At 46.1% G+C, this 21,227-nt stretch carries 21 protein-coding genes; 10 read left to right on the forward strand and 11 right to left on the reverse strand.

The features are described from left to right. Positions 1 to 42 precede the first annotated feature (42 nt). The 5 genes from J0M30_01995 (at position 43) to polA (ending at position 5,710) form a co-directional block, all read left to right on the forward strand. Positions 43 to 483: a hypothetical protein gene (locus tag J0M30_01995; protein ID MBN8666244.1), complete on the forward strand. Its 441-nt coding sequence runs from the start codon at positions 43 to 45 to the stop codon at positions 481 to 483. A 68-nt stretch (positions 484 to 551) separates the two neighbouring features. Then, positions 552 to 1,196, forward strand: coding sequence for a nucleoside deaminase (locus tag J0M30_02000; GenBank protein MBN8666245.1), 645 nt, complete (start codon positions 552 to 554; stop codon positions 1,194 to 1,196). Between the two features lie 5 nt (positions 1,197 to 1,201). Then, entirely contained in the window at positions 1,202 to 2,509 is a 1,308-nt protein-coding gene (locus J0M30_02005) for a nucleotide-binding protein (GenBank protein MBN8666246.1), read from the forward strand. Positions 2,510 to 2,584: 75 nt separating this feature from the next. Beyond that, positions 2,585 to 2,785, forward strand: coding sequence for a hypothetical protein (locus J0M30_02010; GenBank protein MBN8666247.1), 201 nt, complete (start codon positions 2,585 to 2,587; stop codon positions 2,783 to 2,785). Between the two features lie 96 nt (positions 2,786 to 2,881). Further along, positions 2,882 to 5,710, forward strand: a complete 2,829-nt coding sequence (gene polA / locus J0M30_02015) for a DNA polymerase I (protein MBN8666248.1) — start codon at positions 2,882 to 2,884, stop codon at positions 5,708 to 5,710. Positions 5,711 to 5,783: 73 nt separating this feature from the next. On the opposite strand, the gene J0M30_02020 is transcribed toward polA, so the two are convergent. The 5 genes from J0M30_02020 to J0M30_02040 form a co-directional block, all read right to left on the reverse strand. Continuing rightward, positions 5,784 to 6,170 carry a hypothetical protein gene (locus J0M30_02020; protein MBN8666249.1) on the reverse strand — a complete coding sequence of 129 codons (387 nt, stop codon included), beginning with the start codon at positions 6,168 to 6,170 and terminating at the stop codon, positions 5,784 to 5,786. 27 nt (positions 6,171 to 6,197) lie between these two features. Then, the gene (locus J0M30_02025) at positions 6,198 to 6,734 is read right to left on the reverse strand and encodes a hypothetical protein (GenBank protein ID MBN8666250.1); all 537 of its coding nucleotides are present in this window, start codon (positions 6,732 to 6,734) and stop codon (positions 6,198 to 6,200) included. Further along, on the reverse strand, positions 6,734 to 7,075 hold the full coding sequence (locus tag J0M30_02030; GenBank protein ID MBN8666251.1) for a hypothetical protein: 342 nt from the start codon (positions 7,073 to 7,075) through the stop codon (positions 6,734 to 6,736). The genes J0M30_02025 and J0M30_02030 overlap by 1 nt, the downstream gene beginning before the upstream one ends. Before the next feature lie 52 nt (positions 7,076 to 7,127). Next, positions 7,128 to 7,697, reverse strand: a complete 570-nt coding sequence (locus J0M30_02035) for a sigma-70 family RNA polymerase sigma factor (protein MBN8666252.1) — start codon at positions 7,695 to 7,697, stop codon at positions 7,128 to 7,130. A gap of 82 nt (positions 7,698 to 7,779) precedes the next feature. After that, positions 7,780 to 10,665, reverse strand: a complete 2,886-nt coding sequence (locus J0M30_02040) for an outer membrane beta-barrel protein (protein MBN8666253.1) — start codon at positions 10,663 to 10,665, stop codon at positions 7,780 to 7,782. Between the two features lie 127 nt (positions 10,666 to 10,792). Here J0M30_02040 and J0M30_02045 point away from each other — a divergent pair, with 127 nt between their 5' ends. Both J0M30_02045 and J0M30_02050 read left to right on the forward strand, forming a co-directional pair. Next, complete coding sequence (locus J0M30_02045) at positions 10,793 to 11,323, forward strand: DUF5606 domain-containing protein (protein MBN8666254.1); 531 nt, start codon at positions 10,793 to 10,795, stop codon at positions 11,321 to 11,323. A gap of 40 nt (positions 11,324 to 11,363) precedes the next feature. Further along, the gene (locus tag J0M30_02050; GenBank protein MBN8666255.1) at positions 11,364 to 13,085 is read left to right on the forward strand and encodes a M3 family oligoendopeptidase; all 1,722 of its coding nucleotides are present in this window, start codon (positions 11,364 to 11,366) and stop codon (positions 13,083 to 13,085) included. A gap of 195 nt (positions 13,086 to 13,280) precedes the next feature. Here the strand turns inward: J0M30_02050 and J0M30_02055 are convergent, their stop codons facing one another. From J0M30_02055 to J0M30_02065, 3 genes are all read right to left on the reverse strand, one after another. Further along, a complete protein-coding gene (locus J0M30_02055) occupies positions 13,281 to 14,489 on the reverse strand; it encodes a DUF3738 domain-containing protein (protein ID MBN8666256.1) in 1,209 nt (402 codons plus the stop codon). Between the two features lie 74 nt (positions 14,490 to 14,563). Continuing rightward, positions 14,564 to 14,989: a transcriptional repressor gene (locus tag J0M30_02060; protein ID MBN8666257.1), complete on the reverse strand. Its 426-nt coding sequence runs from the start codon at positions 14,987 to 14,989 to the stop codon at positions 14,564 to 14,566. Between the two features lie 19 nt (positions 14,990 to 15,008). Further along, on the reverse strand, positions 15,009 to 15,626 hold the full coding sequence (locus tag J0M30_02065; protein MBN8666258.1) for an SCO family protein: 618 nt from the start codon (positions 15,624 to 15,626) through the stop codon (positions 15,009 to 15,011). A 76-nt stretch (positions 15,627 to 15,702) separates the two neighbouring features. On the opposite strand from J0M30_02065, the gene J0M30_02070 reads away from it, so the two are divergent. Together J0M30_02070 and J0M30_02075 are read left to right on the forward strand one after the other, a co-directional pair. Beyond that, complete coding sequence (locus tag J0M30_02070) at positions 15,703 to 16,077, forward strand: MerC domain-containing protein (GenBank protein ID MBN8666259.1); 375 nt, start codon at positions 15,703 to 15,705, stop codon at positions 16,075 to 16,077. A 146-nt stretch (positions 16,078 to 16,223) separates the two neighbouring features. Continuing rightward, entirely contained in the window at positions 16,224 to 16,646 is a 423-nt protein-coding gene (locus J0M30_02075; protein MBN8666260.1) for a DUF4440 domain-containing protein, read from the forward strand. Here the strand turns inward: J0M30_02075 and J0M30_02080 are convergent. Beyond that, complete coding sequence (locus J0M30_02080; protein ID MBN8666261.1) at positions 16,624 to 16,872, reverse strand: hypothetical protein; 249 nt, start codon at positions 16,870 to 16,872, stop codon at positions 16,624 to 16,626. The two genes, J0M30_02075 and J0M30_02080, sit on opposite strands and share 23 nt — an antisense overlap. Before the next feature lie 70 nt (positions 16,873 to 16,942). Then, complete coding sequence (locus J0M30_02085; protein ID MBN8666262.1) at positions 16,943 to 17,734, reverse strand: glycoside hydrolase family 25 protein; 792 nt, start codon at positions 17,732 to 17,734, stop codon at positions 16,943 to 16,945. Positions 17,735 to 17,892: 158 nt separating this feature from the next. Here J0M30_02085 and J0M30_02090 point away from each other — a divergent pair, with 158 nt between their 5' ends. Beyond that, a complete protein-coding gene (locus J0M30_02090) occupies positions 17,893 to 18,756 on the forward strand; it encodes an OmpA family protein (protein MBN8666263.1) in 864 nt (287 codons plus the stop codon). 124 nt (positions 18,757 to 18,880) lie between these two features. On the opposite strand, the gene J0M30_02095 is transcribed toward J0M30_02090, so the two are convergent. Further along, positions 18,881 to 21,127: a helix-turn-helix domain-containing protein gene (locus tag J0M30_02095; GenBank protein MBN8666264.1), complete on the reverse strand. Its 2,247-nt coding sequence runs from the start codon at positions 21,125 to 21,127 to the stop codon at positions 18,881 to 18,883. Positions 21,128 to 21,227: the final 100 nt, after the last annotated feature.

Below are 21,227 nucleotides of genomic sequence, written 5' to 3' on the forward strand. Positions count from 1 at the left end.
CACCGGACCCCCGACCAACATCCGAATTCATACATTTGTACCATGGAACCCCACGCAAACCTCCACAAAGAACTCGACATCATTCAGTCCATTATCAACCGCATGGCCAATAATTCCTTTCTGGTAAAAGGTTGGGCCATGACCCTTGTATCCGGCTTATTGGCATTTGGAAAAGATGTGATCCTCGCAGATAAAAGCGGGGTGTACTATCTCATTATGATGCTGGGCATCCTTATCCCCTTCTGGTGGCTGGATGCCTATTATTTAAAACAGGAAAGGGCCTTCCGAAAATTTTACGACAATGCCATCCGTGACCCACAGGCCAAAGAAAGATTACAATACAGTTTGAACCCACAGGGAATTCAGAAAGAGATAAAGGGCACAACAGCCACCATGATGACCGGAGCGGTAAGTTATTTTTATATACCGTTGTTATTATTGATTTTCGGTGGTATTCTACTAAAATTAACAGGGAATCTCTAACATAAGGTTTCTCGCAGCGGCCGCTAAGACCTTGGCGGGCGCTGCGAGAAACTGATACTTCAATTCCAATGAACGACGCTAATACAGAACGCGACGAAATCTTCTCCCTCCTCGCCTACGCCCTTGCGTACCGTGCCTGGCAACCCGATACCATTCCCTTTGCACAACGAAGAGGCTATAATATCGGCGCCCTCCTGGTTGATCCTAACTATAAACCGGTGGCCTATGACCTCAATTGTGTCAATTCCACCGGCAATGCTACCCAGCATGGAGAAGTGAGGGTCATCACCCGTTATCTCGAACAAACACGAAATTTTCTGCTGGATGGATTCTCACTCTATGTTACCCTTGAACCCTGTATCATGTGCGCCGGGATGATCACCATGACCTCGATCGACCGGGTGGTATATGGACAACATGATGTGGCTTATAGCAAGGCATTCGAACGCCTGTTTGATGGGGCGGGTCTGCCTGAGCATCCACGCACGGTAATCGCCAGTCCTTCCACCCTTTCCATTTGTTCGCAGTTGGATGCAGCCTATCAGGATTACCTGCAAACTGCTGAAGAGAAAATACTGGCCAAATTCCTGGCCTCGGAAAAAGCCCGTGTGATATTTGAATCTGCAGAAATGGCATTTTTTGACTTTGTACCTGCATTGGAAGAAAATAAAAAAATATACGAGCAGGCTCTTCACTTCTACGTTTCAACATAACCTGTATGGCAAAAAAAAATGTCAGGATCGACAAGGCCTTTATTGATGCGCCGTCCGGCGTGCTGAAGCCGCATGAGACCACGGTAAAAAATTTGGAACATAAGAAGTCCAAACCCAGTGTATTTATAGGCAGTGCCACCGAATCGCATGTGGTAGCGAAAAAGATCCAATCACTTTTTGACCCGGCCGTGTTTGAAGTGGACACCTGGAAGATGGATATTTTCGGTCAAAAGGATGCAGACGGGGACGCCCTCACCAATGCCGAACAACTCAAGAACTTTACCGATATCTATGACTATGCCATTTTTGTTTTTACGCCCGATGATGAACTCATCAGTCAGACAAGAACTGAACTCGAAAGCGGTGAGCCATTAAAAGCCTATGCCACCCGGCACAATGTAGTATTTGAATTTGGGCTTTTTCTTGGCAGGTTGGGTGCGGAAAAGAGTTTTATTCTCTACGATGATGATGTCCGCGAATTCATTGATTATTTTTTTACCGATCTGAAAGAGAATTTTGACGACCAGCACTCTACCGGGAGAAAAGCCCGTCGTTTTTCCATTGAAGCACACAGTTACCGTGGCCGTTTTTTGGAGCATGTAAAATCAAAAGGTGAAGTAGCGGCCTTTGATGACGAAGATCTGGCCCGGACCATCGCTCATTTGAGTCAACGCATGTTGCAGCGTAATCGGGAAGTCAGTCTCGGTTTTCTTCCGTCCACCTCCCTGGCAAAAGGGTACTTTAAAAATTTCCTGGGGCGTGTACTTCAAAGCCTCCACCATATCCATTTCCCGGATATGGATGAGCACAAAACCCTTCAATCCTTTCAAACGCTTGCACAAAAAGATCCGGGTGTGAAGAAAATAATGGACATCCTGTCTGCAAAATCCATGACAGAAATCAGGATCGTTATCCCCGATGATCTCATCATGGCCCAATATGAAGACTTCAAACCCATACTAAGCCGTACTGAGTTTGACACCGGTTCCATCCCACTCATCGATGAGCGACCTAAAACAATATATTATTTCAAAGAGAGTGTTACCAAAAACGGTCCATTTGTAATCTATGATATTCCTACTACCATGAATTCCTCTATTGAGGCCATAAATATGACCACTGAACACAAGGATATCCGCGAACTGCTGTCGGAAAAAGAAAGAAGGAATTTTGTGAAGGCCATTCAGCACATCATCCACGATGCGGCCTCTGTGCCTGGTAAGGAAAAAATAAAGGATCTGGTGAAATTGATAAGTTGGGAAGAGTTTATAGCTGAAACAAAACTCGTACTTCTACGAAGCGACATATCGTAAATGCCCCCAATATCCATTATCAGGCAATATGCCCACCTGATTCCCGTTTTAAACAGTACCCAAAAATCCAAAATTATGAAGAACAGAATCCGTAAAGTGGTAAACTTCTTTGCCTTCAACCTGCTTTTCTTTGCCCTCTACCTGAACTTTATCCATAAGGATAATTCAAATGAAGTGGCCAAGGTAGGTACTGCTACCCCTGCTTACACCGGCACCCAACCCGTTGATGCGGCTGGACAAGCCATTAAGCCTGCTGTAGAAGTAGCTAAGAAATAAGACATTTACCGATAGCATTGTTTCCCCCGCCATAGGGTATGAGGACGAAAATTCGTTCTTGTTTCCCTGAGGCGGGGGATTTCCTATCTTAGCTTCATGTCTGACAAGAAGCTATTCCTCCTCGATGCCTTTGCCCTGATCTTCCGCGCCTATTATGCGCTGATCCGGAGCCCCCGCATCACCTCCAAAGGCAAGAACACCAACGCCCAGTTTGGATTCACCAACGCGCTGCTTGACCTGCTGAATAACCAAAAGCCTACTCATATGGCGGTTTGTTTTGATACATCCGCCCCCACCGAAAGACATACCGACTTTGAAGACTATAAGGCCAACCGCCAGGATGCCCCGGAAGACCTGCTGGCGGCCATTCCCGACATCAAAAAGATCATCGAAGGATTTGATATCCCGATCGTGGAAGTGGATGGATTTGAAGCAGATGATGTGGTGGGCACGCTGAGCAAACAGGCTGAAGCCGCCGGTTATGATGTATACATGGTCACCCCCGATAAAGATTATGGACAACTGGTAACCGAAAAGGTCAAGATCTATAAACCCGGCTATCAGGGTGGAGACGTGGAAATTCTCGGCCCCAAAGAGGTCTGTGAAAAGTGGAATATCAAGTCCGTCTCTCAGGTGATCGATATCCTCGGCCTGATGGGAGATGCTGTGGATAACATACCCGGTATACCCGGTGTGGGGGAAAAAACAGCGGCTAAACTCCTGGCGGAATATGATACACTGGAAAATGTACTCGCCAATGCGGATAAGATCAAAGGGAAACTGGGCGAGAAAGTGATGCAGGGCAAAGACCTGGCCATCATGAGCAAGAAACTTGCCACCATCATTACGAATGCGCCTGTGGAATTTCACGAAGAGAACTTCAAAGTGAGTGAATGGGATAAAGAAAAACTGAAAGAGGTGTTTGCCGACCTGGAATTTAAAACCCTGGGCAAGCGTTTGCTGGGTGAAGAGTTTACCGTTTTCAAAACGGCTCCGGAAGCTGTGCAAACGGACCTGTTTGGAAACATTGTTTCCCCGGCACCGACACCCTCCTCTTCAACCAAAGATGAAACCCCAGATTCCGTGTCTTCCGTGAGTGAATCCGGAAACAACATTCACAACACTACGCATGATTATATAGCCGTAGCCACGGAAGCCGAGATGAAGAAGCTGGTAACCGAACTCCGGAAGCATAACGAGATCTGTTTTGATACCGAAACCACCGGATTGGATGCGAATGATGCAGAACTGGTAGGAATGAGTTTTGCCGTTACGCCGGGAGAGGCCTGGTATGTTCCCTGCCCCGTTGATCAGGAAGCTACCAAAAAGATACTTGCCCTATTCGAACCCCTTTTCCAAAGTGATAAGATCACCTGGATCGGCCAGAACCTTAAGTATGATATGCTGGTGCTGAAGTGGTATGGGATCGAATTCAAAGGAAACCTGTTTGACACCATGCTTGCGCACTACGTGATAGAACCGGATGGCAAACGAAGCATGGATGCGCTGGCCAATCAATACCTGCAATACGAACCCGTGCACATTGAAGAACTGATCGGCAAAAAAGGAAAGACGCAGGGAAATATGCGGGATGTGGAGCTGGAGAAAATTAAAGACTATGCCGCGGAAGATGCCGATATCACCCTGCAATTAAAAAATGTATTCCTGCCCCAGTTGAAGGAAAAGGAAGTGGAAAAGGTTTTTTACGAGGTGGAGAACCCGCTCGTGAAAGTGCTGACGGATATGGAATACGAAGGGGTGCGGGTGGATGTAGACTTTTTGAACAGTTATTCGAAAGAACTGGAGCGCGAAGCCAAGATAGCCGAAGAAGCAGTATACAAAGCAGCCGGAGTGCGTTTTAACCTGGCCTCACCCAAACAATTGGGGGAAGTGTTGTTTGATAAACTACAGTTGGACCCCAAGGCTAAAAAAACAAAAACAGGCCAATATGCCACCGGGGAAGATGTGCTGCTGAAGCTGGCACACAACAATCCGATCGTGGCAGACATCCTCGCATTCAGGGAGTTGACAAAATTGAAATCCACTTACGTGGATGCCCTACCACAGTTGATCAACCGAAAAACCGGACGCGTACACACTACCTATGGCCAGGCAGTGGCCGTAACGGGACGATTGGCCAGCAATAACCCCAACCTGCAAAATATTCCGGTGCGTACTGACCGGGGCAAGGAGATCCGGAAAGCCTTTATCCCGCGCGATAAAGACCATATCCTGCTCTCGGCCGACTATTCCCAGATCGAACTGCGTATCGTAGCTGCAATCAGTGGCGACCCGGCGATGTGTGAAGCATTTCGTTCAGGAAAAGACATCCATACCGCTACCGCGGCAAAAGTGTATAACGTAGATGAAAAAGAAGTGACCAAGGAAATGAGGTATAAAGCCAAGAGCGTAAACTTCGGAATCATTTATGGGCAGGGCGCTTTTGGTCTCGCAGATAACCTGGGTATTTCCCGATCGGAAGCCAAAGAGATCATTGATAACTACAAAAAGCAATTTGCCAATATCCAGAAGTACATGGATGATACCATCAATTTCGCCAGGGAGACGGGTTATGTACAAACCTTAATGGGAAGAAAACGCTGGTTGCGGGATATCAATTCATCCAATTTCACGGTGCGTGGGTTTGCGGAACGAAATGCGATCAACTCGCCTATACAGGGAACAGCCGCCGATATGATCAAACTGGCCATGCAAAAAGTACATGCGGCCATGAAGAAGGAAAAAATGAAAAGCCGTATGATCATGCAGGTACATGATGAATTGGTATTTGATGCCCTGCGTTCGGAAGCCAAAGAATTGAAACCACTGATTTTAGAAAATATGCAATCGGCGCTGCCGCTGCCTAACGATGTGCCCTGTGTAGCAGAGTGCGGAGAAGGAGAGAACTGGCTGGATGCGCACTAGAGCCAAGGAGTTTACTACAGAACTAAAAGCTAATAGCTAATAGCTATTAGCTTTTAGTTCCGTGGTGAAAATACTAATTTCCGCCACCACCTGGACGCTGTGGTCTCATCGAAGGCTCTATCTCATCCTTAAATTTCTTATACGCGCTTTCGCTTAATACTTTCTTCAATTTTTCATCGCGCGCATCTGACATCTCTTTGCGTTTAGCAGCCATGGCCTCACGGTCAAAACTTCCGCTGTTGCGCATTTCTTCAAATGCCTTATCCTGCGCTTTGTAAAAATCGGTAAAGATGGTATCTACTTTGGCTGTCGTTTCTTTGTCCAAATTGAGAGGCTTCATTTTCTCCATGGCGTTCTTAACTCTTTCTTCGAGTGGGGGGCGCTGAAAACCGCCTCCCTGTGCCAGGGCCGACAATGTACCCGATACCATGATCAGGAGGAGCAGGATTGACTTCTTCATGTGTTTATTGTTTTAAAAGTTGATGGATTATTTGCGATTCGGTCCCTGGCCATTGCCACCACCGCGACGGGGAGGGCCAGCGATCATCTTCTTGATCATGCCTTGTATCACGGAATCAAAGCGTGGTAGTTGATCGGGCGCACAGATCTTTCTTAATTCTGAAAAATGATAAAAGATCCGATCGTCAATGTTTCGTTGATCCTGGGCGATCAGGTCGAGGTAATTTTCACGTACTGCATCCGCCACATCCGGCTGCATCAGTAATTTATATAAACTATCCTTTCTGGCCTGCAGGGTAGCAAACAGCGGTTTCATCAAATCCTTATGCCGCGTACCCATCGTATCATAGATGGCGATCTGTGCATCTGTGAACCCGATTGAATCGCGAAGGGTCTTTTTCATATACTCCCGCATACCGCCACCACGTTGGGTGCTGGTAGCCTCGGTTCCGGTCTTTTTCACCGGCCGCTTGGCAAAGAGAAAGAATAATAAAGCTGCGTTCGAAAGAACGAGGATCAACAGAATGATCACCAACGCCTTGTTGTTACGGATATAGTCGGTCATTATCTGTCGGGAATTTCGTAATCATAAAATGTGTTCACCGCCAGGCCATACCCATCTGAATCTTCAGTTGGATTCGCTACGGTGACCGCGTTGGCAGAATCAGGGGTAGAGGCTCCCTGGTAAACGATCCAGGCATTGGCCAGCAATACCACCACCACGACGGCAACAGCCACCAGTGGACGGGTAAGGATCCCGAGGGTTTGTTCCCAGGGATTTCTCAACGCCTGCAAACGGGCCTGAACACGGGTGTACAGAAAAGGATTGGCTTGCGCCCTTCCTACGGTATCCAGACTCTGAAGGGTCTGTTCCACCTGTTCCTGTATGTATTGTTCGTCTTTCATATTATTATCCGTTTAATAGGATGATAAATTTCTATAAAACCTTTGGTCAATCCTACTGATTATAATAGTCTGCCAGATGTTTTCTCAGGTTGCCTTTAGCCCGGTTCATCAGCGATTCAACGGCCGGGACCGTAGTCCCCATGATATCACTTATCTCCTTGTAACTCAGTCCTTCCAGCTTATGAAGCGTAAAGGCCACCCGCTGATTTTCGGGCAATTGGGCAATGGCTTTAAACAAATGACCGGCTCTTTCCTTGTTATCCAGGGTCACCCCGGGATGATGAAAATCAGCTGGTTGAACCGTTGCTGTGTTGTCCTCCCCAAATAATGGCATAAGGAACCCAAACCTCTTTTTTCGCTTTTTACTCCGCAAAAACTCCAGCGCCCGGGTAACCGCGATCCGGTATAACCAGGTAGAGAATTTTGATTCGCCTTTAAAAGAACCGATCGATTCATACACTTTCACAAATACATCCTGGCTCAGGTCCTCAGCTTCTGTTTCATTTTGTACCAAACCCAGGATCGTATTGTAAACCATATCCTGCCATTGGGTTACAATAGATTTAAACGCCGCTTCATCGCCATGCTTCAATTGCTCAATAAGTACGTGCTCGGGTGTCAATTCAGTCGGGTTGGTTACGTCCGGTCTAAGTTAATCCATTTCCCTATCAGCGCCTTTCCATATCCATCAAAACAGCCTGCTCTTACATGCCTGGTCCACCCCCACCCGGAGGAGGGCCAAATCCACCCCGCTCAAAACCTCCACCCATTTGCCTGTTATTATTCGTAGCAGGTTTTCCAAAATTCTTCAGGTTCAAGGTAAAGGTCAGCATGAAATATTGCTGCAATACCTGTGTATTCACGTCTTCAATATAGGTCTCCGTTACCGTACGGGTAATGGATTGATTCTGGTTCAGCAGATCAAACACGGAAAGTCTTATTTCTGCTTTCTGGTTCTTTAAGAATTTTTTGGCCACAGCCATATTCCACAACCAGTAGTTCTGATTAAAGCCATCGGTAAGCCCGGAATAATTCTGATTATTAAGGTCATTATTCAACAGCCACCCTTTCTTGGTCAGCAGGTTCAAACGCAGGCCCGCTGATTGGGAAATGTATTTGTTATTCGCAGAAGATTGTACCGAGTTCTTTACATTGCTAAAGGCGGCATTGTACAGCAGGGTAAAGTCAACATACTGACTGATATTACTGGCAAAAGTTACCCCGGTGGTGTATGTCGTCGAACGGGAAGTGTTGCTCACATTATTGATCAACCCGGGTGTTTTATTGTAGGTCAACCCGGCATTGATGTTCATGGTGGTTTTAATAAAGGTCAGTGGCATGCCCCAGGTTACAAAGGTGTTCATGTTCCATTGTCCATCCAGATTAACGGGTTTGGACAACTGCGATCCTCTGTACAAGGTTACACTCGAATTGAGCACTGAATCGGTTTGGGCGATATATGTGGCGGACGCAACATAATCATTGGTCATGGTTCCAAACACGTTGACAAAAAAGCTGGTCCCCTTCTTGGTATTGGTGAATTGGTAACGGCTTCCCAAACGGTGGCTATACTGTTGTTTCAGGTTGGGGTTACCGGTACTAACCTGTAGCGGATTACTGTTATTGATCACCTCCTGTAACTGGGTCACCGAAGGAGGATTGGTAGAACTCCGGTAAAACACCCGGATATTGCTCGATTTGGTAAAATTATACCGGATCATCGCATTGGGCAACAGGTTTGTAAAGGGCCGGTTTACAGTAGCCACATAGGGAAAGGTCTGATTGCTTTTCAACCGGGCATCCTGATAATCCAACCCGAAAGAGATATTCTTATTTTGATCACCTAAGCGATAGCTCACCCCGGTGCGGTGCGTGACATAGGTATTTTCAAATACGTTTGACAACAACGTATCAAACTCACTGTATTTACCAGTACTACCTTCTAACAGATAAGCTTCCCGGTTGGATTTATTCAGTGTGTACGAGGGGTTGTAATTGAATTGAAGAATTCCGGCTTTTCCGATCGGTTCCGAATAACTGATATTCGCGGAAAGGGTCAACCCTTTTGTATCCTGATCGGTAAATTGCTGCAAGGAGTCATTCAGGTTATTGTTCCCCTTGTAATAGAGGGAGAAGGCATCGGTATAGGTTTCCCCAACGGTATTATTGACGCCAGTAGAAAGGTTCACAGAAAGGGTCCTGCCCCTTTTGCGAAAACTATGTCTATATAAAATATTATTATTGAAGTTAAGTGCATCACGTATCGAACGGCTGCTATTTTTGGTTTCGCTGATCTTACTCATGTCGTCCTGAAAATTCACACCGGTCACATCACTGTTTGAATTATATCGTTGAAAATTCACCGATGGTGTAAACAGGATGGAGTTAAATGAATCCAGCTTCCAGTTGATCCGCATATTCGCGCGGTGGTTGTAGTTCGTACTGGTAGAAGTGGTGTTCTGGTCATAGAACTGACTGGAATCACCGGATAGAATATATTCCCTGGACAACTGCTCTTTATTTCCCAGGTTGCGGTTATTGAAAAAATAACTCCCACTTACTTCAAGGTTCTTTCCCCAAAGGTTATTGTAGTTTAATCCAAATGAATTGGTACGGCTCACACCTGGCTGTTGTCCCACCAGAAAACCACCACCACCGCCACCAAAACCACCACCGCCGCGACCACCACCACCACCGCCTCTGAATCCACCGCGATTGGAACTGCTGGTTACACCCAGAAGATCCATTTCGGTAAAATTCTGCTGGTTTACGTCATTGGTAAGTCCTACGAGAGAGAGACGCATGTTTTTCTTAAAAAAACTCATGTTACCTCCCACCAGATAGTGGTTATCTGTACCATAGCCGGCAAACAACCGACCAAACTGACCATTGCGCATATTGGTCTTGGTAACTATATTGATCGACTTGGAGGCATTTCCATCATCGATACCCGTCAATTGAGCCTGTTCGCTCAGTCGGTCAAATACCTGGATCTTGTCTACGATCTCCGCAGGCAGGTTACGCAACGTGGCCACCGCATCATCTCCAAAGAAATCACGACCGTCAACCGTCACCTTTTGAACCTGTTCTCCTCCGGCTTTCACCACCCCGTTTTCAACCGTAACACCGGGCATTTTCTTTACCAGATCTTCTGAATTGGCATCCGGGTTCACCTTGAACTGGCTGGCGGCAAATTCCGTCGTATCATTTTTCACTTTGACCGGCGGGGCTTTGGAAACAATGGTCACATCGCCAAGGGTTTTAGCCTGGCGTACCATGGATTGTTCGCCCAGGTCAAGGGTGGTATTCTTGAATTCGATCAGTGTATTGACCTTTTCAAATCCAGAATAGGTGATTTCGAGCCTGTATTTCAACGACTTAATGTCAGAAAAGGAAAATTCACCCGATTTCCCGGTCACGGTATTATACTGGGTAGTGGTATCGGGCATGCCTGTCAGTCGGACAGTAGCCCCGGAAAGAGCCTGACGGGTATCCTTATCGATCACGGTTCCCTTTATAACTGCCTGTTGTGCTATGAGATAGAGGCCAAAGAACAGGAAGGACAGGGTCAGCACCGATTTTTTCAACATATAAATGGTTTGTTCGTACTTAGATGCCTTATGGAAACAAAACCTTCGAGAAAGGCGTACCGCTCATCCTTAAGGGAATTAGCACATTCTCGTTATCTTGCAGACCCAAATACAGAAAATCACTACTATGGAATACAGCAAGATCGTTGCAGTAACTGGACTACCCGGACTATTTGAATTACTGGCCAGCAAAGGAGACGGGGCCATTGTTCGTTCACTGGACGACAGCAAAGCCAAATTCGTATCCGGACGCATTCACAACTTCTCTCACCTGGAAAGCATTGAAATTTTTACTGTTCAGGATAATGTGAACCTCGTGGACATTTTCGCCGCTATGGACAAAGCAGGCACCACACTCCCCGATACAAAGGATAGTGGGGCCGTTAAAAAGTATTTTGAAAAAGTATATCCCGATATGGATTTTGAAAGGGTCTATGCCAGTGATATGAAGAAGATGGTAAAATGGTTTGAGATCCTGAAAGAACATAAGATCGAGATCAAACTCCGCGAAGAAGAGCCTGAAGCTCCTGCGCCAGCGCCTGAAGTAGCCGTAGAAGAGGAGAAACCTAAGAAAACAGCCAGGAAACCTGCCGCCAAAAAAGAAAAGGAAGAAAAAGAAGAAGAGGCCCCCAAGAAAAAGGCAGCCAAGAAGAAATAATTATCTTTTCGCATTTCCTCACCTCTATTGAGTCGATACCATGGATCCACGTGCCGCGATTCAGAAAATGCCCCGGCAATTTCTGCCCGATGATTTTACCATTACCGAATGGCCAGCCCTGGAACCCTGGTTCCAAAAACTGTTGGACCGCCCCCTTGCTACCCTGCCCGACCTGGAACAATGGATCAGGGATTACAATGAACTGGATGCGGTGATCAGTGAAGATGTGTGCTGGCGCCAGATCAAAATGACCTGTGATACAGAAAACAAAGATCTGGAGGCGGCTTTCACCTTTTTCATGATGGAGATTCAGCCAAAGATCCAACCCTATGCCGATCAACTCAATCGCAAACTGGTCGATTGTCCGCTGACCGCAGAACTGGATAAGAATAAATACTTCACCTATCTGCGCAATGTAAAAAAGAGCATTGACCTGTTTCGCGAAGCCAACATTCCACTTCAAGCGGAATTGAATGTGATGCAGCAACAATTTGCCAGCATCTCCGGAAAAATGACCGTAGAAGTAGAAGGCAAGGAATATACGCTGCAACAAGCCGCCCGCTTTTTGCAAAACCCCGACCGTACCCTCCGCGAATCGGTTTACCGCAAAGTGAATGAAAGAAGATTGCAGGACAAGGAGGCACTCGATAAACTCTACTCCGATCTCATTGCCAAACGCCATCAGGTTGCCCTTAATGCCGGTTTTAAGAATTACCGGGATTACAAATTCGCGGAACTGGGTCGCTTTGACTATACACCCGAACAGTGTTTTCAGTTTCATAAAGCCGTGAAAGAACACGTGCTGCCGATCGTAAACAGCATTTACGAAAAGAAGAAGAAGAAACTGGGGCTTGATACCCTCCGTCCCTGGGACCTGGATGCCAATCCTGCCGGGGAAGAGCCATTACGCCCCTTTACAAATGGCCAGGACTTATTAGAAAAATCGATCCGTTGCTTTGATGACCTTGATCCCTTTTTTGGGGATTGTCTCCGCAAAATGAAAGAAATGGGGCACCTCGACCTGGAAAGCCGCAAAGGAAAGGCACCGGGCGGGTACAATTGCCCGCTGGCGGAAAGTGGAGCGCCCTTTATCTTCATGAATGCCGCCGGTCAAATGGACGATGTTACCACCATGGTACATGAAGGTGGCCATGCCATTCATTCCTTTCTGGCCCATCAACTCGAGATCAACGCATTTAAAGAATACCCGATGGAGATCGCTGAAGTGGCGAGTATGTCCATGGAGCTTTTTAGCATGGATCATTGGGAAGCCTATTTCCCACTCGAGGAGGACCGTCAACGCGCCCGTGAACACCAGTTGGAGAGAGTGATCACTATTTTCCCCTGGATCGCTACCATCGATCAGTTTCAACATTGGGTTTATGAAAACCCCGTACATACCTCCGAAGAGCGAAAACAAAAATGGGAGGAGATATTCAACAGTTTTACCGCTTCGGCTATCGATACCCGTGGGCTTGAGCACTACCGATCCTGGTTTTGGCAAAAACAGTTACACCTCTACGAAGTGCCCTTTTATTATATCGAATACGGGATCGCTCAGCTTGGGGCGATCGGGATGTGGAAGCAATACCGGGAAAATAAGGATATGGGCATCCGCAATTATGTTTCGGCCCTCCAGTTGGGCGGCACCCGCACGCTGCCCCAACTATACCAGGCAGCAGGTATTGAGTTGAATTTCAGCCCCGAGTATATTCATTCCCTGATGCTCTTTGTGGAAGAAGAGTTAAACAAAATGGGCTAAAAATTTACCGGAAAGTGGTAGGTGTTTTTTATTGCCGAACGAAGTGGGTACATTAAATTTGTTCTGTCAGTCCAGAACACAAGATTATTTTAAAATAGCTACTAATCAGAGCCTTAACCTAAGTCCGCATGTTTCCACATGGGGGCTTTTTTAGTTTTTACCCAGATTTGTATTTGTCGAAAAATAAAAAAAGTGTCACTTTTTGCTGAGTAAAAGAATACTTACCGGTCTTTTTTTCCTGCTTAATTCCAAACCATGTTTATGTAGTTCCTCTACCAGTGTATTATGATCAACATAGTTCCACTCCAATTCTATATCATAATACCCGGAAAGCCCGGTTTCGTCCAATACAATCCGATTGTATAGATACCCCATTTCATTAGACAAGTAATCTACTAAATGGCTTATTTGAACTCTTAGTCCTTTAAAATTGGGGCCATAGTAGGTAATATCAGTCTCGTGTGCAGAAGTTTGCACGGGTGTGCGATTGGCGCCTTTTGCTCTTGTTAAAACATACACATCCTGAGTCACTTCCTTTAAATCTCCTCTGAACCGTAAACTTAAATTTAAGATTCGTTGCGCCTCCTTAAATACTTGATCATCTGTGGCATTCGGAAGTTCAATTTTCAGGCAAAATAAATAGGGCGGCTCATAAATACCTACCTCTTTACAAGCGCTATCAATTACCCAGCTATGAGCTGGCATTCTAAACACTTCGCGAAAAAGTGAAGGAATTGTAAAATTTGAAAAAATTAAATGAGTGATCCCGTTAGCACGAAATAGTTTTATACCAGTTGTAGAATTAGAGTCATACGGTCCTATGTAACCATCAAAACCTGAAATCATAAGGTTATCTTTCATGGTTTCATCTAACCCCATACGTTTAATATCCCGCAAAAAGTCAACTGGCTTTCCCATGACCAGGTCATTTACCATAACTTCTGAAATGTTATCAGGCGTAGTTACCCCTGCTATTAAACCATACTTATCAACCACAACTGTATGGGGAATGGTAGTGTAGGGAAAATAGGGGATATGGGTAGTGTCGCTTACAAAAGCGACACTTTTGCCTTTCCATCTCGAAAGAAATTTTATAAGCTTATTTTCCGGCTCCTGGGTAATTGCCAAAACCACAACCTGGCTACCGACTTTTTGTACAATCGAATCAAGTTTACCTAAACCCGGTATACAGGGACCACACCAGGTTGCCCAAAAGTCAATAATTATAACTTTCCCCTTTAGATCCTCCACTCTCATATTCCCTACTCCTGAGGCGCTGAATATTTTAAAGTTAAATCCGGGAATGCGGTCACCTATACCCAAGCTTTCCTGGGCATTAAGGTTTGACCACAGGCCTGGGAAGAACAATATACAAATCAGTGATATAATTATTCTACTCCTCATGTAAGTTCCCCATAATTCAGATAGTGGTTAATTAAAGGTATTTACCTTTACTCTAATTGATCTGGAAAAAATAATTATTTCCGGCAATTCTTGCAGATCCCATGCACTACCACTTCTACCTGAGAGGATGTGTATCCTTTGGGCAATTTGACATCGGGGATAAGGGCATCATTGATACAAGTGGTATTTCCACAGAGCCGACACATAAAATGCACATGGTCATCGTGATGGTGTCCTTCATGACAGGAATCACTGCAAAGCGCATACTTGATATTGGCATCCGATGTGGGAACGGTATGCAGAATTCCCCGCTCCATAAAGGCTTGTAACGTACGGTACACGGTCACCCGGTCAAATTTCTCTCCCGCCTTCCGTTCAATATCGCCATGTGACAGCGCACCCGCATGGGTCAAAAAGATATTCAGGATCTTTCGACGGCTGTCCGTTACACTCAATCTATGGTGTTTCAGAATCGTTTCAATCTTTGTATGCGTGCTCATGTTTGTCTTGTGGATTGAATCATTTACCGGCATCCAGCATCATTTTCTCCAGATCCGCCATCATCTGGTCTACTTCCTTTCGCTTTAACCCGTCATAGATCTTCCGGATATTCCCTTCGCGGTCCACCAGGGCCCAAAATTGTGAATGGAGAAAATCATCTTCCGGTGTTTTCAAATTATTATTCGGGTCGTCGATCTTGTAACTAAACCGCGCCATATTGTACAGGCTGTCTTTGCGACCCGTAAGAAAAACCCATCGCCTGGTATCGATCTGAAGCGAGTCCGCATAATGCTTCAGCCGCGCCGGAGAATCGTTCTTTGGGTCACAGGTATGTGACAGGATCAACATACGGTCATCGTCCTTGAACTTATCATATACCCGCTTCATATTCTTGTTCATCAACGGGCATATCCCATCACAGGTGGTAAAAAAATACTCCACCACCAACCATTTCCCTTTTACATCCTCCCGGGTCACCAACACACTGTCCTGATTCACAAACTGAAATGGCTGGACCGTCCCGATCGGTGGAAAACGGCTCTCCCGAAACCCCGGAACTACCTTGTTCAGCACAAAAAAGAATACCAGGACCAGGATCCCAAAAAACACTGAATAAACGACCGTTTTCTTCTTCATAGATGTTGCAAAAATCGGTACAAAAATAATACAAATTTCGCAACTTCGTTGCATTACCTTATCTTTGCTCCCCTTCATGAATTTTAGGATCAACTGGGATGCTTTTGGGGTAACTGCCACGGTAGCCTGCGCTATTCATTGTGCCTTCCTGCCCTTATTAACGAGCACCCTGCCTTTATTTGGCATCAATATCATTGACAATCCGTGGTTTGAGAACGGAATGATCGGGTTGGCCTTTGTCATCGGCACCTATTCTCTGATGAATGGATATCTCAAGCACCACCACCGGCTCTATCCGGTATTTCTTTTTGCCGCTGGTATCGGGTTGCTGGTATTGAAACAGTTTTATCACCAATATCAGTACTGGTTCTTATTCCCGGCAGTAGTCCTGATCATTTCAGCGCATTACCTCAACTGGCGCTCCTGCCAGAAAGCAGCCTGCAACGTATAAAGCTTCGTGCCCTTCGTGCCCCCTTTGTGTCCTCCTACGCCCGACTTGCGTAGGAGGACACGAAGGACACAAAGGGGGCACAAAGGACACGAAGGGGGCACCAAGTACACGAAGGAAGTTTGTATCTTTCAATAAATAAAAAACACATGCGCCGGATACTTACGCTTCTGTTGCTTGCCACTTCAATGGTATCATTTAGTCAGTCGAAAGACGAAAAAGCCATCTACAAACTCCTCAATGACCAGGTAGTCGCCTGGAACAATGCCGACCTGGTCACCTTTATGGAAGGCTATTGGAAAAATGACTCTCTTATGTTTATTGGAAAATCCGGGGTAACCTATGGATGGCAGAATACCCTTGATAATTATAAAAAGGGATACCCCAATAAAGCCGCCATGGGTGATTTCACTTCCACTGTGATCCAACTAAAAAAGCTCTCGAAGAATTTTTATTCCGTAACTGGAAAATGGTACCTCAAACGCACCATTGGTGATGCCACCGGGCATTATACGCTACTGATCCAAAAGATCAATGGCAAATGGCTGATCATTTCCGACCACTCAAGTTGAAAAAGAGTCGCCAGGTACGAAAGAAATAATACAGCAAAAAGCCAATACTGGCCAGAAACCATATATAGAAAAGAATATTGCCCAAACGGATATGCTTTTCAATAATAGCCAGTTTAAAATAAAGCCCCGCGGTCACATTGACCAGCAGCCAGATCAATCCGGCAAAAAAGGAGTATCCTACTTTGCGGAAATGTAATTTGATCTCTGGCTCCATCCCGGAGGACATAGGCGGTAGTTGAATAAAGGGAACAATTCCCAGACTGCAAGATAAGGATAAGCCCAGCCAGATTTTCGACTTAATTGGCTTTGTACAAGAGTTCGACAAAGTCGGTTGAATCCCCGTTAAACACATTGAAATCAACTTTGGAGAATATGCCGTTTACACGCCCGGTTTCGCTGTGTTGCCAAAAGGCCCATTCGCGCTCAATACGGGGTTTATTGGGTTGGAGATAATGGGCGATCCAGAGTGGGTAATCATCAAAATCAGCGCCTAACTGGCGATTGTAAAAATCCACATTGGTATAGAGAATGGGTTTTACTTTATAATACCCTTCCACCACCTGCAGCCATTCTTTTACCTCCCTTTTGATCACAGCATTAGCTACCCCGTAGGTTTGCTCTACATCAAGTACCGGCGGCAGGTCACCTGGCTCCAGATCTACCCGCTTGATGAAGTTCTGCGCTTGCATTTTTCCATCCTTGGTGGCCAGAAAAAAATGGTAGGCGCCCCGTGTAATTCCGGCTTCTCGGCTTTTCTTCCAGTTACGCTTAAAATGTCTGTCCACATTGCCAATGCCCTCTGTAGCTTTTATAAAGGCAAACTGCAACCGAATAGGCCCTACTTCCATCGCCTTTACCGACTCCCATGAAATATTCTCCTGGTATTTGGACACATCGATACCATGAATGGAGTAAGGATGAGGAATAGGAATACCAAATTCGGGATAGGTAACAAAACGCGAACGCCTGAACTTCCACCACTCATATCCAAAATAGGCCAGGGCCCCCACAACCAGGATCAACCCTGTGATCAGGGCAGCGGACATGGCCTTTTTTCGGCCGCGGGTGCTTTTCTTCTTCTTGGACATAGTGGCGGGCAAAAATAAACAACTCCTTCTGTGGCTGGTGTTTTATGTGGGAAATTAGGATTTCTCTCACAGTCCCGAAGCCTCCGGACACGGAATACACAGAGGTAAATACCCTACCTTTGTTTTACAACCAACATTATTTAATTAAATATAAAAAAATGAAAAAAATAACTTGGTTAGGGCTTCCTCTTCTTGCCTTGGTATTTACTTCCTGCGTAAGCAAAAAGAAACTGCTGGACGCTCAGGCACAGTATGAAAAACTGAATGTAACGTATACTACCCTTCAGGGGAGTTTGAAAGACTGCGAAACCGAGAAAAACGAACTGGCAAACAACAATGCCTCCATGATCGCCCAGATCGATGGACTGAACAAACAAGTGGCCTTTTTGAAAGAAAACAATACCCAGGCCCTGAAACAACTCCAGGACCTGTCGGTGATCACCGGACAGCAAGCGGAAAGCATCAAAAAATCTTTGGAAAATATCGGCGCCAAAGATTCTTATATCCAAACACTCCAGCAATCCATGGCCCGCAAAGATTCCATGAACATGGCCCTGGTGATGAACCTGAAAGGCGCCATCGGCAACCTGGAAGATGAAGATATCAATGTCAAGGTGGATAAGGGCGTTGTGTACATCGACATATCTGACAAACTCCTGTTCAAAACAGGCAAATATGATATCACCAAAGAAGCGAATGTGGTATTAGGAAAGGTAGCACAGGTGTTAAAGAATCAACCCGATATCGAATTCATGGTAGAAGGGCATACGGATAATGTGGCATATAAAAGTGGTATCCTGCTGGACAACTGGGACCTGAGCGTAAAACGCGCCACTGCTGTGGTGAGAGTACTGCAAAATGAATATGGTATCGATCCCTCTAAAATGGCGGCTGCCGGTCGTGGTGAATACAAACCACTTGCTGATAATAGCACGCCGGATGGAAAAGCGACCAACCGCCGTACACGTATTGTGATCTTACCGCAATTGGATCAGTTCTTTAAGTTGCTGGAAAGAAAATGATTAGTTGGGAGTCCGAAGTCAGGAGTCCGGGGTTGACGGTTAATTTTTATTTGTAATCGTTATTTCTACAAACTCCTGCAATCAGGCTCCGGTCCCCGAACCTTTGACCTCGGACTCCCGACTTCTAATCTCCAACCCGAGACCCTCTTTCCCACAACACCGCCTTTATCTCGGCATACGTATACTCTGCCGGTAACCTGTCCTTCACTTCCTTGGTCCCGGTAATTGTTTCCCCCATTTCTTTCAACACGGCCCGGATGCGTTCTTGTTTTTCCACCGTCACAATATCATTCACGGTTACTTCGCCCGTATCGAGAAAAGAGGCCAGGTGGCTCTCGATCGTACTCCACGCATATCCTCTTTCAGCGGCAATGGTCTTTACATCCTTTCCTTCCTGAAACATGGCCAATGAAATACGGGCGCTATCTCCTTTTTGCGGCCGCGCTTTCTTTTCTTCTTCCGGTACAGGATCGGGTTCGGGTTGGGGAGTTTCTGTTTTAGACGTTGCGATCAGCTTTTTACCCTCGATCAGATCGATCAATTGAGAAGTCGCTTGCTGCTCAGCCAATCCAGCCGCCAGTGCCCCGGCCTGTTTCAACTGATACTGTTTCCGCTGGAGTAAGGTCTTGATCTCCCGAAGCTCGTTGGTATATTTTTTTGACTTCTTCTTGATCTTGACGGCATCAATATGCTCCTGGAGGTTGGCCATCAATTGATATAAAATGGGATGAAAATAGTTGATGGCTGCTTCGGTACGGGATTTCAGAAAGGCATAATCCACCGGATCAGCATGGATAAGGTCTTCCAACTGCCGTGCAAATTTGGCACCCACCTGTTGTTGCTCCACAACTTTCAAAAAGAAAGCCCTCGCCCATTGAACGGCCCATTCCTTATCGGGGATCTGTCGGTCATCGTAGGCTTCCACAAATTCAGCCACCAGGGAAGTAAGTTTATCCCATTGAAAGAACCCGATCAGGGATTGTTCCACAAATCGTTTTTGTTCTTCTTCCACCAATTTCTCCATCTCCTCCTCATCCATTTCTTTATTCACGAACGCAAGCACGCGCTCATCCGTATGGATAGCATTGGGATGAATGCGGGAAAAAAGCACCAGGCCTTTCATGGAGGTAAGCCGGCTCAGGGCCACATAGACCTGACCAGCTGCAAAGGAAGAACCCGCGTCAATGATGGCCTTTTCAAAGGTCAGCCCCTGGCTTTTGTGAATGGTGATGGCCCAGGCAAGGCGTAGCGGAAACTGTTTAAAACTTCCCAACTGTTCCTCTTCCACCTTATCGGCCATGCGGTCATAATTATACCGGATATTGGTCCAGGTCTCCCGCTCCACTTTTATATCATCCGGTTCATCGCCGGTAGATACATAGATAGCGTCCGGCTCTATCCGGTTGACGGTAGCCAGTTTCCCATTATAAAATCGTCTTCGGTCACCTTTATCGTTCTTAAGGAACATGACCTGGGCCCCGATCTTTAATTGCAGGTTCTTGTCAGCGGGAAATGACTTCTCTCCAAACTCACCTTCCACTTCGGCCTGAAATTGCTCCAGGTCACCGCGTAAACGCTGCAACTGTTGTTGGTTTATCTGGTCAGCTTTATTGTTGTGTGTGGTCAGGGTGATATAAGTATCGCCATATGCGGGTTCAAAACTCCGGTCAAAATGTTCATGCAGGCGATCGAGGTCGGCTTCGTTCACCTGGTTATTCCGTATCTGATTCAGGATATGAATAAAGGCTTCTTCATCCTGGCGGTAGATCTTTTTAAGTTCAACCACAAGGGGCGGCGCGTCACGTATTACCTGGGCATCAAAAAAGAAAGGGCTTTTGTAATGCAGGGAAAGAATATTTTTCCATTCCTCATCGTTCACCACAGGGGGCAACTGAAAAAGATCGCCAATATAGAGTACCTGCAATCCGCCAAAGGGAAGGTCGGGACGTTTCCGAAAATGCCTGCAGATAGCATCCACTGCATCGAGCATATCGGCCCTCACCATACTCACTTCATCAATGATCAGTAATTCCAGTTCGTTTAACAGGTCACGCTTGGCCTTGTTGAACCGGATCTGCTTAAACAGGCTCCCGCTATCCGAAGCCTGGCTGTTCCAACCTGCCTGAACCGGCACATAGGGACCAAAGGGTAGTTGAAAAAAAGAGTGCATGGTCACACCCCCGGCATTGATAGCGGCTACGCCGGTTGGCGCTACTACAGCCGACTTCTTGAAGGTGGTCTCCTGAATATGTTTTAGAAAAGTGGTCTTACCCGTTCCAGCCTTTCCAGTCAGGAAAACATGCCGGTCGCTATTGTTCACCAGGGCCGAGGCTAACCGAAACCACTTATTGTCATTATCCCGCAAAGACATGCGGGAAAGATAGGAAGAAAAATGGCATGTAAAACAGATCGAGATAAACACAAGCAGTTTTCTACGATGTAAAATACGAGTCGTGTAAACCGGTCTTTTT

Source organism: Chitinophagales bacterium, assembly GCA_017303415.1.
Lineage (GTDB): Bacteria > Bacteroidota > Bacteroidia > Chitinophagales > Chitinophagaceae > SpSt-398.

Coding starts and splice junctions, on each gene's coding strand:
- J0M30_01995 (MBN8666244.1), top strand. CDS start 43: ATGGAACCCCACGCAAACCTCCACAAAGAACTCGACATCATTCAGTCC.
- J0M30_02000 (MBN8666245.1), top strand. CDS start 552: ATGAACGACGCTAATACAGAACGCGACGAAATCTTCTCCCTCCTCGCC.
- J0M30_02005 (MBN8666246.1), top strand. CDS start 1,202: ATGGCAAAAAAAAATGTCAGGATCGACAAGGCCTTTATTGATGCGCCG.
- J0M30_02010 (MBN8666247.1), top strand. CDS start 2,585: ATGAAGAACAGAATCCGTAAAGTGGTAAACTTCTTTGCCTTCAACCTG.
- polA (MBN8666248.1), top strand. CDS start 2,882: ATGTCTGACAAGAAGCTATTCCTCCTCGATGCCTTTGCCCTGATCTTC.
- J0M30_02020 (MBN8666249.1), bottom strand. CDS start 6,170: ATGAAGAAGTCAATCCTGCTCCTCCTGATCATGGTATCGGGTACATTG.
- J0M30_02025 (MBN8666250.1), bottom strand. CDS start 6,734: ATGACCGACTATATCCGTAACAACAAGGCGTTGGTGATCATTCTGTTG.
- J0M30_02030 (MBN8666251.1), bottom strand. CDS start 7,075: ATGAAAGACGAACAATACATACAGGAACAGGTGGAACAGACCCTTCAG.
- J0M30_02040 (MBN8666253.1), bottom strand. CDS start 10,665: ATGTTGAAAAAATCGGTGCTGACCCTGTCCTTCCTGTTCTTTGGCCTC.
- J0M30_02045 (MBN8666254.1), top strand. CDS start 10,793: ATGGAATACAGCAAGATCGTTGCAGTAACTGGACTACCCGGACTATTT.
- J0M30_02050 (MBN8666255.1), top strand. CDS start 11,364: ATGGATCCACGTGCCGCGATTCAGAAAATGCCCCGGCAATTTCTGCCC.
- J0M30_02055 (MBN8666256.1), bottom strand. CDS start 14,489: ATGAGGAGTAGAATAATTATATCACTGATTTGTATATTGTTCTTCCCA.
- J0M30_02060 (MBN8666257.1), bottom strand. CDS start 14,989: ATGAGCACGCATACAAAGATTGAAACGATTCTGAAACACCATAGATTG.
- J0M30_02065 (MBN8666258.1), bottom strand. CDS start 15,626: ATGAAGAAGAAAACGGTCGTTTATTCAGTGTTTTTTGGGATCCTGGTC.
- J0M30_02070 (MBN8666259.1), top strand. CDS start 15,703: ATGAATTTTAGGATCAACTGGGATGCTTTTGGGGTAACTGCCACGGTA.
- J0M30_02075 (MBN8666260.1), top strand. CDS start 16,224: ATGCGCCGGATACTTACGCTTCTGTTGCTTGCCACTTCAATGGTATCA.
- J0M30_02080 (MBN8666261.1), bottom strand. CDS start 16,872: ATGTCCTCCGGGATGGAGCCAGAGATCAAATTACATTTCCGCAAAGTA.
- J0M30_02085 (MBN8666262.1), bottom strand. CDS start 17,734: ATGTCCAAGAAGAAGAAAAGCACCCGCGGCCGAAAAAAGGCCATGTCC.
- J0M30_02090 (MBN8666263.1), top strand. CDS start 17,893: ATGAAAAAAATAACTTGGTTAGGGCTTCCTCTTCTTGCCTTGGTATTT.
- J0M30_02095 (MBN8666264.1), bottom strand. CDS start 21,127: ATGTCTTTGCGGGATAATGACAATAAGTGGTTTCGGTTAGCCTCGGCC.